At 66.4% G+C, this 13,093-nt stretch carries 11 protein-coding genes; 8 read left to right on the forward strand and 3 right to left on the reverse strand.

From position 1 onward, the window contains the following. Window positions 1–57: 57 nt before the first annotated feature. Window positions 58–900: an amidohydrolase family protein gene (locus GBO37_RS16460; protein WP_252930048.1), complete on the reverse strand. Its 843-nt coding sequence runs from the start codon at window positions 898–900 to the stop codon at window positions 58–60. A gap of 96 nt (window positions 901–996) precedes the next feature. Here GBO37_RS16460 and GBO37_RS16465 point away from each other — a divergent pair, with 96 nt between their 5' ends. Beyond that, window positions 997–1,923 carry an aldo/keto reductase gene (locus GBO37_RS16465; RefSeq protein ID WP_252930049.1) on the forward strand — a complete coding sequence of 309 codons (927 nt, stop codon included), beginning with the start codon at window positions 997–999 and terminating at the stop codon, window positions 1,921–1,923. Here the strand turns inward: GBO37_RS16465 and GBO37_RS16470 are convergent. Next, entirely contained in the window at window positions 1,920–2,822 is a 903-nt protein-coding gene (locus tag GBO37_RS16470; protein WP_252930050.1) for a GntR family transcriptional regulator, read from the reverse strand. The two genes, GBO37_RS16465 and GBO37_RS16470, sit on opposite strands and share 4 nt — an antisense overlap. A gap of 117 nt (window positions 2,823–2,939) precedes the next feature. Between GBO37_RS16470 and GBO37_RS16475 the strand changes: the two genes are divergently transcribed. Genes GBO37_RS16475 through GBO37_RS16505 form a run of 7 tightly spaced genes read left to right on the forward strand, consistent with a single transcriptional unit; the run spans window position 2,940 to window position 9,902 of the window. Then, complete coding sequence (locus tag GBO37_RS16475; protein ID WP_252930051.1) at window positions 2,940–3,965, forward strand: ABC transporter permease; 1,026 nt, start codon at window positions 2,940–2,942, stop codon at window positions 3,963–3,965. 33 nt (window positions 3,966–3,998) lie between these two features. Beyond that, the gene (locus GBO37_RS16480) at window positions 3,999–4,937 is read left to right on the forward strand and encodes an ABC transporter substrate-binding protein (RefSeq protein WP_148911868.1); all 939 of its coding nucleotides are present in this window, start codon (window positions 3,999–4,001) and stop codon (window positions 4,935–4,937) included. Window positions 4,938–4,996: 59 nt separating this feature from the next. Continuing rightward, complete coding sequence (locus tag GBO37_RS16485; protein WP_252930052.1) at window positions 4,997–5,773, forward strand: ATP-binding cassette domain-containing protein; 777 nt, start codon at window positions 4,997–4,999, stop codon at window positions 5,771–5,773. Further along, complete coding sequence (locus tag GBO37_RS16490; protein ID WP_252930053.1) at window positions 5,770–6,780, forward strand: zinc-binding alcohol dehydrogenase family protein; 1,011 nt, start codon at window positions 5,770–5,772, stop codon at window positions 6,778–6,780. The genes GBO37_RS16485 and GBO37_RS16490 overlap by 4 nt, the downstream gene beginning before the upstream one ends. Before the next feature lie 47 nt (window positions 6,781–6,827). Continuing rightward, window positions 6,828–8,294, forward strand: a complete 1,467-nt coding sequence (locus tag GBO37_RS16495; protein WP_252930072.1) for a UxaA family hydrolase — start codon at window positions 6,828–6,830, stop codon at window positions 8,292–8,294. A gap of 30 nt (window positions 8,295–8,324) precedes the next feature. After that, window positions 8,325–9,038: an SDR family oxidoreductase gene (locus GBO37_RS16500; RefSeq protein WP_198143162.1), complete on the forward strand. Its 714-nt coding sequence runs from the start codon at window positions 8,325–8,327 to the stop codon at window positions 9,036–9,038. Window positions 9,039–9,053: 15 nt separating this feature from the next. After that, on the forward strand, window positions 9,054–9,902 hold the full coding sequence (locus GBO37_RS16505) for a fumarylacetoacetate hydrolase family protein (RefSeq protein ID WP_252930054.1): 849 nt from the start codon (window positions 9,054–9,056) through the stop codon (window positions 9,900–9,902). A 65-nt stretch (window positions 9,903–9,967) separates the two neighbouring features. Here the strand turns inward: GBO37_RS16505 and GBO37_RS16510 are convergent, their stop codons facing one another. Beyond that, window positions 9,968–11,797: a family 16 glycosylhydrolase gene (locus GBO37_RS16510; protein ID WP_252930055.1), complete on the reverse strand. Its 1,830-nt coding sequence runs from the start codon at window positions 11,795–11,797 to the stop codon at window positions 9,968–9,970. Between the last annotated feature and the right edge of the window lie 1,296 nt (window positions 11,798–13,093).

Consider the following 13,093-nt stretch of genomic DNA (forward strand, 5'->3'; position numbering starts at 1 on the left):
GGCGGGTATATTCGTCGATCCGGTCCGGATCGATCCCGATGACATGGGCCATGCGTTTCATGGGCGCTGTTCCTTCGCGTTAAGGTCATAGAAGCGGATGGCCGTCTGCCCAAAGACCTGCGCGCGATCGGCATCGGACAGGTCCGCGCACAGGGTCTGCGCGACCTGCAGCCAGTCGGCATAGGTGCCCGCAAGCTCCAGAACTGGCCAGTCGCTGCCCCACATCAGCCGTTCGGGGCCGAAGGCCTGCAGAACATGGTCGAAGACCGGGCGCAGGGTGTCTGCGGACCAGCCGGGCCCGAATTCGTTGGCCAGCCCCGACAGCTTGCAGACCACCTGCGGGTGGGCGGCCAGGGCGTCGATGCCCCGGCGCCAGTCCGGTCCGGGGTCCGTGCCGTCAAAGACGGGCTTGGAGCAGTGATCGATCACGATGGGCAGGGACGGCACCCGCCCGGCCAATTCCTCGATGACCGACAGATGGCGGGGCGTGATCAGCGCGTCCAGCCGCAGCCCGGCCCCTGCGACGTGCCGCAGGGCGTCGATCACGCCGTCCTGCAGGATCCACCGGGTGTCGTCGATATCCTGCAGCATCGGGCGGATGCCGCGCAGCGCAGGGTGGGCGATTCGCGACAGCTGGGCGGCCACGTCACCGGTCAGGTCGATCCACCCGACGACGCCGCGGATCAGCGGCGACCGGTCGGCCAGTCTCAGCAGGAACCGCGTCTCGTCCAGCGTGGGGGCGGCCTGGACCAGCACCGTGCCGGTGACCCCAGCCGCCCGCGCCAGGGGTTCCAGGTTCGCGGGCAGGATGTCCCGCCGGATGGGCGCGACCTGATCGGTCATCCAGCCGTAATCGCCCCGGGCGATCCGCCAGAAATGCTGATGGGCGTCGATGATCACGGGAATGTCCTTGCCGGGTTGTGTCTCTAATCATAATAAACCGTATGGAGGCGGTCGTGGCGTGTCAACGCCCGACCCGAGAGGACAGGAGGCGGCATGAAGACCATCAGGATCGGCCGGACGGGGGTGGAGATCACCCGCATCGCGTTCGGCTGTGCCAGCATCGGCAACCTGTATCGCGAGGTCGCGGAGGAGGACGCGCAGCAGGTTCTGCAGGCGGCATGGGATGCGGGGATCCGCTATTTTGACACGGCGCCCCATTACGGGCGCGGCCTGTCCGAACAGCGGTTGGGGCGGTTCCTGACGGGCAGGACCGGGGCCGTTCTGTCGACCAAGGTCGGGCGCGTCCTGACCCCTGCCGCCGCGCCGATCCCCGAGGCCGACAGCTATGTCCGCCCCGCGCAGAACGACGTGCATTACGATTATTCCGGTGACGGGATCGAGGAAAGTCTGGAGCAGAGCCTAGACCGGCTTGGCGTCGCGCGGGTCGACATCGTCTATGTCCACGATCTGGGCACCTATACCCATGGCACCGACAACGACCGGCATCTGCAGGCGTTCCTGGGGTCCGGGTATGAACGGCTGGTCCGGCTGAAGGAGGCCGGCCGCATCGGCGCATTCGGTCTTGGCGTCAACGAAATCCAGATCTGCCAGCGGGTGATGGATCACGGGCCCCTGGACGTAATCCTGCTGGCGGGGCGGCTGACCCTGCTGGACCGTTCGGCCGAGGACGCTTTGGTGCCGCGCTGTCGCAAGGCCGGGACCAGTCTGGTGCTGGGCGGGATCTTCAACTCCGGCATCCTGGCGACCGGGCCCGTGGCCGGCGCGACCTATGACTACGGCCCCGCCCCGCAGCAGGTGCTGGACCGCGTGGCTGCCCTGCAGGATCAGGCCGCCGCGCAGGGGATGCCGCTTGCGACCGCGGCGTTGCATTTCGCGCGCGACCATCCCGCGGCGGCGGCGGTGCTGCTGGGCACGGCCAATCCTACGACCTTGCGCCGCAACCTGGACGCCCTGCGCTAGCCCAGGTCGTGATGGCGCAGGGATGACAGCAGCGTCGATTTCGACGTGCGCAGGTGCTGGCGCGCGGCATCCAGCGCGCGGCCGGCGTCGCGGGCCTCCAGCGCGTCGATGATCGCCAGATGCTCCTGGATCGCGGCGCCGTTGCGCTGCTTTTCCTGCGTCTTGTCCCACATGTAGTGATAGTGGAAGATCAGCGAGATGACCTTCTGGAACTCGGCCACGAAGCGGTTTCGGACGACGGCGTTGATGGCCTCGTGGAACGCCTCGTCCAGCTTGGAGAACTCGTGGAAATGCGTGTCGATCTGGTCCGCCAGGGCCAGGTGCTGGACGCGCAGCGTGGCCAGCCGTGGCCAGACGGGGTGATCGACCGGCGCCTCGACCAGCTTGGCGATCGCGTCCAGTTCCAGGACCAGTCGAAAGTCCGACAGCTCGACCGCGAATTCCTTGGTGAAGCCGCGCAGCATCCAGCCGCCCTTGGGCCTGCGTGCGACCAGACCGAACCGGCTGAGCCCGGCCAGGAACTCGTTCAGCTGATGCTGGGTGACGCCGAAGGTCCGCGCCAGCTCGGCCACCGACAGCGGCGTTTCGGCAGGCACGTCGAACCGCAGGATCCAGTCCAGGAACCGCTGCTCCAGCGCCTGCAGGCCGTCGGCGGCGCGGATCACGGCGATCCGGTCGTCCTGGTCCGGCATGCGCAGCACCCGCTTGGCCCGCCCGTCCAGCGCGATCACCCCCAGCTCTGCCAGCCGCGCCAGGCAGCGGCGGACGACGGTGCGGCTGACCCCGGCGATCTCGCTCAGCGCGGCCTCGGCGGGCAGGTCGGCCCCCGGGATCAGAGTCGCGCAGTGGTCCAGAAGGCGGTTGTACGCCTCGCGATAGCGAGTGTCGCTGCGGGCCATGATGGGGTTTCCTCGGGTCAGGCGGTTCTTGTCCTAAATTATTAAAAACAATTGACAGGTGCAAGGTGCCTGCACATGCTTTGCCGACATCAGGACGAAATCGGTCGGGGAGGAACGATGGCGGACGCAAGCAAGCCCTGGGCCGACGGCAAGGCGCGTCGGCTGACCATCGCCCGCGACCAGCTGCACCGCGCATCGGCCCTGCTGACGCTGGTCCTGCTGATCATCGGCTTTGCGATGGCCAGCCCGGCGTTCCTGTCGGTCAACAACGGGCTGACGGTGCTGTTGCAAACATCGGTCATCGGGCTGCTGGGGATCGGGCTGACCATGGTCATCATCACCGGCGGGATCGACCTTTCGGTCGGCTCGGTGCTGGCGCTGTCGGGCGTGGTATCGGCGATGGCGGTCAAGGCCGGCCTGCCGGTGGTGCCCGCGATGTGCGCAGGCGTCCTGGCCGGGGCCGCCTGCGGGGCGTTCAACGGCCTTGTCATCACCCGGCTGCGGATCCCGCCCTTCGTGGCGACGCTTGGCATGATGCTGATCGCGCGCGGCGTGGCGCTGCAGCTGACCGGGGCCACGCCGATTTCGCAGCTGGGCGCGGGCTTCGGGCAGCTTGGCAACGGCGCGCTGTTCCGCGTGGTCGAGATGCAGCCGAACGGCTTTCCGCGCGTGATCTTTCCGGGCATCCCCTATCCGGCCATCCTGCTGCTGGTCGTGGCGGTGGCCGCGACCTATCTGCTGCGCCGCCGCCAGATCGGACGCCACATCTATGCCACCGGGTCGAACGAGGAGGCCGCGCGCCTGTCCGGCGTGAATGTCGACTGGACCAAGATGTACGCCCACACGATGTCGGGCGCGCTGGCGGGGCTGGCGGGCAACGTGCTGATGTCGCGCCTGGTCACCGCCCAGCCAAGCGAGGGGGTGATGTACGAACTGGATGCCATCGCGGCGGCGGTGATCGGCGGCGCGTCCCTGTCGGGGGGCGTGGGCACCGTCGCGGGCACGATGATCGGTGCGTTCATCATCGGCATTCTGCGAAACGGTCTGAACATGTCGGGCGTGTCCGCCTTCATCCAGCAGATCGTCATCGGCTTCGTGGTCATCGGCGCGGTCTGGATCGATCAGGTCCGCAACCGCCGCTAGGCCCGCATCATCATCATCGGAGGAGGAACCAAGATGACACTGCTGAAGACATGCCTGGCCGTATCCGCCCTTGCCCTGACCGCCGCCGGCGCCCAGGCCGGAGAGATCGCGGTCATCGTCAAGACGACCAACTCGAACTTCTGGCAGAACGTGAACCTGGGCGCCCAAGCCGCGATCGAGGGCCAGTCCGAGCATACGCTGAGCTTTGACGGTCCGGCCGCGGAAAGCGCGGTGGCCGATCAGGTCAGCCTGGTCGAGAACGCCATCAACCGCGGCGTGGCCGGGCTGGTCCTGGCCCCGTCCGACCCCGAGGCGCTGATCCCCGTGGTGCAGCGCGCCTACGAATCCGGCATCCCGGTCGTGATCATCGACAGCGCCCTGGGCGAGGGCGCAGAAGGCGCGTTCCAGGCCTTCCTGTCGACCGACAACTGCGCGGCCGGAGAGCAGGTGGCCAAGCGCATGATCGACGAGGCCGGCACGACCGGCAAGGTGGGGATCATGTCCTATGTCGCGGGCGTCGGGTCCGAGATCGGGCGCGTCGGCTGCTTCACCACCTACCTGCAGGAGAATTCCGACCTGGAGATCGTGGGTCCGCTCTATTCGCAAAGCCAGATGGCCAACGCGCTGAACCAGACCACCGACATGCTGGCGTCGAACCCGGACCTGGTCGGCATCTTCGGTGCGAACGAACCCACGGCCGTCGGCATGGGGCGCGCGATCGAGCAGGCGGGCAAGGCGGGCCAGCTGACCGCCCTGGGCTTTGACGGCAACGAGGACCTGCAGCAGTTCGTGCGCGACGGCGTGCTGACGGCGACGGCGGTGCAGGGATCGTTCGCCATGGGCGAGATGGGCGTGCAGACCGTGATGGACATCCTGGCCGGAGAGACGGTCGAGCCGTTCATCAACACCGGCGTGGTGATGGTCGACAAGGCCAACATCGAGTCTGACGAGGCCAGGAACGTCCTCTACTGATGCTGCCGGGGACCGCCCGCGCGGTCCCCGATCACCGACACGTTGCAAGGGGCATTCCCATGTCAGACCAGCCGCTGGTCCAGATGATCGACATCGAAAAGCATTTCGGCGGCGTCCGGGCCGTCGATCATGTCTCGGTCAGCCTCTATCCGGGCGAGGTGGTGGGCCTTCTGGGGCATAACGGCGCGGGCAAGTCCTGCCTGATGCGCATCCTGTCGGGCGCCATGATCCCCAGCAGCGGAGAGATCCGCGTGAACGGCGCGGCGGTCCGCTTTGCCGAACCCAACGACGCCCGCGCCAAGGGGATCGAGACGATCTATCAGACGCTGGCCCTGGCCGATCATCTGGACGCGCCCAGCAACCTGTTCCTGGGGCGGGAGCTGAAGACCCGGTTCGGCAACCTGGACGACGCCGCCATGCTGCGCGCTGCGCGCGAGGTGCTGGCCCGGCTGAACCCCAACTTCCGCAACCTGCGCGACCCCGTGTCCAGTCTGTCGGGCGGCCAGCGCCAGGTGATCGCGATCGCGCGTGCGATCTATTTCGACACCCGCGTGCTGATCATGGACGAACCCACCGCCGCCCTGGGCCCGTCCGAGACGGCGATGGTGGCAGACCTGATCCGCAAGCTGCAGGCCGACGGGATCGGGATATTCCTGGTCAGCCACGACATCCATGACGTGTTCGACCTGTGCGACCGGGTCGTGGTGATGAACAAGGGCCGCGTCGTGGGCGCCCATGCCATCGGCGATGTCAGCAAGGACGACGTCCTCAGCCTGATCGTCAAGGGAGAGCTGCCGTCCGACTGGTCCGCCCGCAGGCCGGAGCCGGTGCAATGAAGGACGCATCCGCCACCACGATGGCATGCGGCGTCTGCGTCGAACCCGGCCGGTTTCGCATCGAGACGCGGCCCTTGCCGACCCATGCCCCCGAGGGCTGGGTGCTTGTCGACATCGCCGCCATCGGCATCTGCGGCACGGATTACCACATCTTCGAGGGCAAGCATCCCTATCTGGATTATCCCCGCGTGATCGGGCACGAGCTGTCCGGGCATGTGGCCAGCGGACCGGATGCCGGGCGCCTGGTCGTGGTGAACCCCTATCTGTCCTGCGGGGCCTGCCGTGCCTGCCTGTGCGGCAAGCCCAACTGCTGCGCCGCGATCGCGGTGCTGGGCGTGCATCGCGACGGCGGCATGTGCGCGCGGGTCGCGGTTCCGGCGGGCAACCTGTACCCCGCCGACGGGCTGAGCGTGCATCAGGCTGCGATGGTCGAGTTCCTGGCCATCGGCGCCCACGCCGTCGCGCGTTCGGGCGTGGGGCCGGGCGATCTGGCGCTGGTGACGGGGGCGGGGCCGATCGGGCTTGGCACCGCGCTGTTCGCGCGACTGGCCGGGGCCCAGGTGCATCTGATGGATCTTAGCGACCGGCGGCTGGCGCTGGCGCGGCGGCTGTGCGGGTTCGACCTGCTGCACCGTCCGGGCGACGACATCCTGACCGGCGAGTTGGCGCAGGGCTTCGATGTCGTCTTCGACGCGACCGGCAGCGCGCCGGCCATCGAGGCGGGTTTTCCCCTCGTGGCCCATGGCGGCAGCACGGTGCTGGTCAGCGTGGTCAAGGGCGACATCCGCTTTTCGGATGCCGAGTTCCACAAGCGCGAGGCCCGCATCATCGGCAGCCGCAACGCGCAGGCCCCCGATTTCGACCGGGTCATCGCGGCCATTCGCGACGGGCTGATCCCCACCGATGCGCTGCTGTCCGAGGTCGTTCCGCTGGCCGATCTGCCCGACCGTTTTGCCGCGCTGGTCGATGAACGCGACGACATCGTCAAGATCCTGGTGACCCCGTGACGCAAGCCCCGCCGACCGCCATCCGCCTGCATGACCGCGACAACATCATGGTCGCCCTGATCGCCCTGGCCCCCGGCGCGCCGCTTGATGCCGGATGCGCCGCGACAGAGGCGATCCCCGCGGGCCACAAGGTCGCCATCCGCCCCATCGCGCCCGGCGAACCGGTCCTGAAATACGGTCAGGTCATCGGCATCGCCACCCGGCCCATCGCGGCGGGGGCGCATGTCCATGTCCAGAACCTTGGCATGGGGGCGCACAAGCAGGATCACGGATTTGGCAGCGCATCGGGTGCGCTGCCCGCCCCCGATGCGCCGGCGTCCTTCCAGGGGTTTCATCGGCCGTCGGGGCGGGTGGGCACGCGCAATTATGTGGGCATCCTGACCTCGGTCAATTGCGCGGGATCGGTCGCCCGCTTCATCGCCGAGGAGGCAGAGCGTCAGGGCTGGCTGGCCGATTATCCCAACGTGGACGGCATCGTGCCCATCGTGCACGGCACCGGCTGCGGCATGTCCGGCAAGGGCGAGGGGTACGAGACGCTGTTCCGCACCATCGCGGGCTATGGCCACAACCCCAATTTCGGCGCCATCCTGATGGTGGGCCTGGGCTGCGAGGTCATGCAGATCCCCGACCTGATCGACCGGCGCGCGCTGAAGGACAGCGCCCGGTTCCGCTATATGACCATCCAGCAGACAGGCGGCACGCGGGCCACCGTCGACAAGGGCGTGGCGATCCTGCGCGAACTGGCCGCCGAGGCCGACCGTGCCACGCGCCGGACCGCCCCGGCATCCGCGCTGGTGATGGGCATGCAATGCGGGGGGTCGGACGGCTATTCGGGGATCACGGCCAACCCGGCCCTGGGGATCGCCTCTGATCTGCTGGTGGCGCAGGGGGGCATCTCGATCCTGTCTGAAACCTCCGAGATCTATGGCGCAGAACATCTGCTGACCCGGCGCGCCGATCCCGAGACCGGCCGCAAGCTGATCGACCTGATCGAATGGTGGGAGGATTACACCGCCCGCAATTTCGGAGAGATGGACAACAATCCCTCGCCCGGCAACAAGCGCGGCGGCCTGACCACGATCCTGGAAAAGAGCCTGGGCGCCGTGGCCAAGGGGGGCAGCGCCCCGCTGTCGGCGGTCTATCGCTATGGCGAACCCATCGACCGGCCGGGCTTCGTCTTCATGGACAGCCCCGGCTATGACCCCTGTTCGGTGACGGGGCAGGTCGCATCGGGGGCCAACCTGATCGCCTTCACCACCGGGCGGGGCAGCGTGTCGGGCTATCGCCCGGTGCCCTGCATCAAGATCGCGTCGAACCCCGACCTGTGGCGCCGGATGGAGCCGGACATGGATGTCGATTGCGGTGCGATCCTCTCCGGGGCCACCCTGCAGGAGAAGGGGCACGAGATCTTCGACCTGATGCTGGCCGTCGCCTCCGGTGCCCCGACGAAAAGCGAGGCGCAGGGGTTCGGCGCGGTCGAGTTCGTGCCCTGGCAGATCGGCGCGGTGATGTAAGTGAAAGGACAGCGAATGACACCAACCCCCATGACCGGACAGCGCGTCGTGATCACCGCGGCGGCCCAGGGGATCGGCCGCGCCAGCGCGCTGGCCTTTGCCGCGGCGGGCGCCGAGGTGATCGCCACCGACATCAACATGGACGGGCTCTCGACGCTGGACGGGTGCCGCACCGCGCGCCTGGACGTGCTGGACGGCGCCGCCGTGGCCGCGTTCTTTGCCGATCTGGGACCGGTGGACGTGCTGTTCAACTGCGCCGGGGTCGTGCATGCGGGGGGCATCCTGGAGGCATCCGAGGCCGACCTGGAATTCGCGTTCGACCTGAACGTGCGATCGATGATGCGCACGATCCGGGCGGTCCTGCCGGGGATGGTCGATCGGGGGCGGGGGGCGATCATCAACATGTCCTCGGTCGCATCGTCCATCAAGGGGGTGCCCAACCGCTTTGCCTATTCCACCACCAAGGCCGCCGTCCTGGGTCTGACCAAGTCGGTCGCCGCCGATCATGTGGGCCACGGCATCCGATGCAACGCGATCTGCCCCGGCACGGTGCAGTCGCCGTCCCTGGACGACCGCCTTGCCGCGACGGGCGATGCCGTGGCGGCCCGTGCGGCCTTCGTCGCACGCCAGCCCATGGGGCGCATCGCCGATGCGGCGGAAATCGCCGATCTGGCCGTGTATCTGGCGGGCGCGACCTATACCACGGGCCAAGCCGTCTGCATCGACGGCGGCTGGACACTCTGACCCAAGGAAGACGACATGAAACTTGTTCGCTTTGGTGCCGCGGGCGCCAAGAAACCCGGCCTGATCGACGCGGACGGCCAGATCCGTGACCTGTCGGCGCATGTGTCGGACCTGTCCGGACAGGCGCTGCATCCCGATGCACTGGCCGGCCTGGCGCGCCTTGATCCGGCGACGCTGCCGCTGGTCCAGGGCGATCCGCGTCTGGGCCCGCCCGTCGCGGGCACCGGCAAGTTCATCTGCATCGGCCTGAACTATGCCGACCATGCCGCCGAATCCGGCATGCAGGTCCCGCCCGAACCGGTGATCTTCATGAAGGCCACCAGCGCGATCTGCGGTCCGAACGATCCGATCATCATCCCGCGCGGCAGTGAAAAGACCGACTGGGAGGTCGAACTGGCCGTCATCATCGGCAAGCCTGCCAAATATGTCGACGAAGCCGACGCCATGTCCCATGTCGCGGGCTTTGCCGTGACAAACGACGTGTCCGAACGGGCGTTCCAGACCGAACGCGCGGGCCAGTGGACCAAGGGCAAGTCCTGCGACAATTTCGGCCAGATCGGCCCCTGGTTGGTCACCCCGGACGAGATCGCCGATCCCCAGGATCTGGCGATGTGGCTGAGCGTGAACGGTGAGACGATGCAGGACGGGTCGACGGCGACGATGGTCTATCGGGTGCCGTTCCTGATCCATTACCTCAGCCAGTTCATGACGCTGCATCCGGGCGACGTGATTTCCACCGGAACGCCTCCGGGCGTCGGGATGGGGATGCGGCCGCAGCGCTTCCTGCGGGCGGGCGACGTCGTCGAGCTGGGCATCAAGGGGCTGGGCCAGCAGCGCCAGGAGGTCATTGCCGACCCGGCCTGATGGGCGCATGCCGTCGCCCGTAACGCCTGGCCCCGCGTGGGCCGGGCGTTACGGGCCAATCCCGGTCAGACGAAGATCAGGTCGTTGCCCAGCCCGTCGATCGTCATGTTGCGCACCGTCAGCACGTCACCGTCCCCAAGATCGAAGACGACGTTCGCGCCGATCTGCGCGGCATGGTCCCGCGCCTGCGCCAAGCTGGCGATCCCGAAGTCGACCATGCGGATCGTGTCGATGTCGTCCTGAAAATCCATGACCGCATCGCGCCCGGCACGGTGACCGAAGACGAAGACATCGGCCCCCGCGCCGCCCCACAGCTGATCGCGTCCCGCACCGCCGTTCAGGCTGTCGTTTCCGGCCCCACCGTCCAGGCGATCATCGCCCTGCCTGCCGTGAAGGATGTCCGCACCGAACCCGCCGCGGATCGCGTTCGCACGCGCATCGCCCAGCAGGATGTCGTTTCCCATCCCGCCGTGAATGTTCTCGACATTGCGGATGACGTAGGCCCCGTGCCCCGTGGCCTGCGCGCCCGTCATGGCCAGATCGATCCGCGCGGCCCGCGCCTGACCCATGAACGAGACCCAGTCCGTTCCCGCGCCACCATCGATCGTGTCGTTGCCCGCCCCGCCCCAAAGCATGTCGTCGCCGACCCCGCCATGCAGGACGTCGTTTCCGTTCCCGCCGAAAAGGCTGTCGGCCCCGCCGCCCCCGGCGATCGTGTCCGCGCCACCCGCGCCGCGCAGGATGGTATCGGCCCGATTGCCGGTCATGCGGTTGGCCAGATCGTTGCCGACACCGGTCACCCGCCCCGTGCCGGTCATCACCAGATGCTCGACATGGGCGGACAGCGCGTGGGACACGCCGGCATGCACCACGTCCCGACCGCCATTCGCCGTTTCGACCACCCGGTCACCCGCGTTGTCGACGTGATAGACGTCGTCGCCGGCCATGCCGTACATCCTGTCGGCGCCCGCCATGCCGTCGATGACATCATTGCCCGACAGCCCGAACATCGTGTCACTTGCCGCGGTCCCGCGCAGGCGATCGCCGCCCGCGCTGCCAATGATGCTGTCCGGAGGGGCATCGGCGGGGAACAGCGGAAAGCCGGGGACCGGATCGGGGGTCGGACCCGGCCCGCCGACCACGGGGCCGGGGGGAACGCTACTGCCGTATTCGCCGGGCCTGATCTCTGCCCCGGCAATGCGGGCGACCAAGGGCTCTCCGGGATCGGTCCATCGGCCGGCCCATTCTTCCTGCCCCGGCGCCACCGCCCACAGATCGACATAGCTGGACATGGGGCCAATGTTCCAGATGCCGCCGGGCATGTCCGCGGCGCTGAATTGCGCCACGATACGCCCATCGACATAGAAGACGGCGGAACGGTCGGTCACGGTGACTTCGTAGGTGTGAAAACCTTCCGCCGCGTCAAAGCCCAGGTCGATCACCGCGCGCCGCTGGCCGGCGTCATTCAGCGTGACGTGGTTTCCGGCAGCGTCCTCCATGTGGATGGCCAGCTGGACCTGCGTGGTGTCGCCCCCCACGAACTCGAAATCGAATTCGACCCAGGGCTGATGCTGCCAGTCCGCCTTGTAGGTGAACAGTCCGAATACCGCGCCCGGTTGCATGTCGGGGGCCTGCACGGTCCATCCCCATGTTCCGGTGGCGGCGATCTGGGCGCCCTGAATCTCGCCGCCCTGATAGGGACGGGGCGATCCGGATGGGGACCGGCCCAGGACCAGTTCGATGGCACCATCCGCGCCGACGCGGACATTGTCGTCCGACCACTGCATGATGCTTGATTGCCCGGCCGCCCAGTCCGAGATCAGCCAGCTGTCATTGTCGTGCTGTTCGCCGATCTCGTACAGATCAAGGGCAGGGGCGGTCGGGGTCGTCGTCATGCTCACCTCAGATGGTCGCAGGGACGGCGGCGGCCGAGACGGGCGGGGCAGCACGCGGTCCGATCAGGAAGCCGAAGGTTCAGTATGACCCGGACACCCTAATGCAACTTTAACGCGATTTTGCGCTGCGCGGTTTGTGCTGTGTCCCATGTGGGACAAACGCAAGCTAAGGAACGGCGTCGGATCTGCCAGAACAACGCGATATTCTGTCGGCAAGCTGTATCAATGGCCCTGTTAAAAGAGATCGGAAGATCCAATAGGAGACACACTGCTCTGCGTGCTGCCCCTGTGCGGCTTCGGTTCGCAAATCTAATCTAGGCGATAACTGAGGCGTAGAGTGGGGAGTGTACCGTCGTGTAAGGCGTAAAATGTTGATGCGCTTGCTATTTTATCAAAATTCTAAAAAGTTTTCAGAAAGCGATTGCACACGACGACTATGGCAATATCAAAACTTTTATTAACAACTTAAGCGTGAATTATTAATTTATATTCAACCTTATATTTGATTGACGTATTGCGCCATATGCACAAGTCTAAGACGTGCGTATCGATTGTCAGAGATAAGGTCCGTCCCGTCGCCGGTCGTTCCCTTGTGTCACAGGTTACCAGTCAGGCAACGTGCCCGTCCGTCATGACCTCTGGTCTGTGCGGACGGGCGTCCGCGATGCCGATGCCCAGGCAAATGCCAGCACCGAGAATCCTCCGCAGAGTGCATAGGCCGTGAGGCATTCCCAATATGCGAACCCGTTAACTAGGAACAGCATCATGACGCCGATGGCCACGGCTAGGGCAAAGGCAAGATTGGCTGCGATCATCCGACCCCTCCATTCGATAGCCGACCCCCTGCAAGTACAGGTGGCCACAGCGTTTCATTCAGAAACCAGGATGCGAGCAGATGACCGTTTCGATCTTGGTTAACTGATCGTACCATGCACTTTGGCAAAACGCCTAGGCAGAGGTGACATCCGGGACAAAAGCGGCGAAATCATGCCGTTACATGGTTTGATTTTCACGGATTGCTGCCGATGCCTCAGTTTTCGGCAAGCGTGACGGTACGTCGACTAACAATTGCAAACTGATCCGGGCGGGTATCCCTTGCCGCCGTGCGCTACAAACAGCGTATCCTGTCGTTTTCAACGGCAACCGGCGATATGCCTCAAGGGACCCTGTCAAAATCCAAAACATGCGTGATTACATCCAAAACATGCGTGATTACTCGAACATGTGATGAAACCTTGGGGCAGGGGCGTTGCCTGCCTTGGCCCCGGCCGCTAGGCTTGCGGGCAACGCAAATGT

The sequence above is a fragment of the Paracoccus sp. 08 genome, assembly GCF_024105395.1.
Classification (GTDB): Bacteria; Pseudomonadota; Alphaproteobacteria; order Rhodobacterales; family Rhodobacteraceae; genus Paracoccus; species Paracoccus marcusii.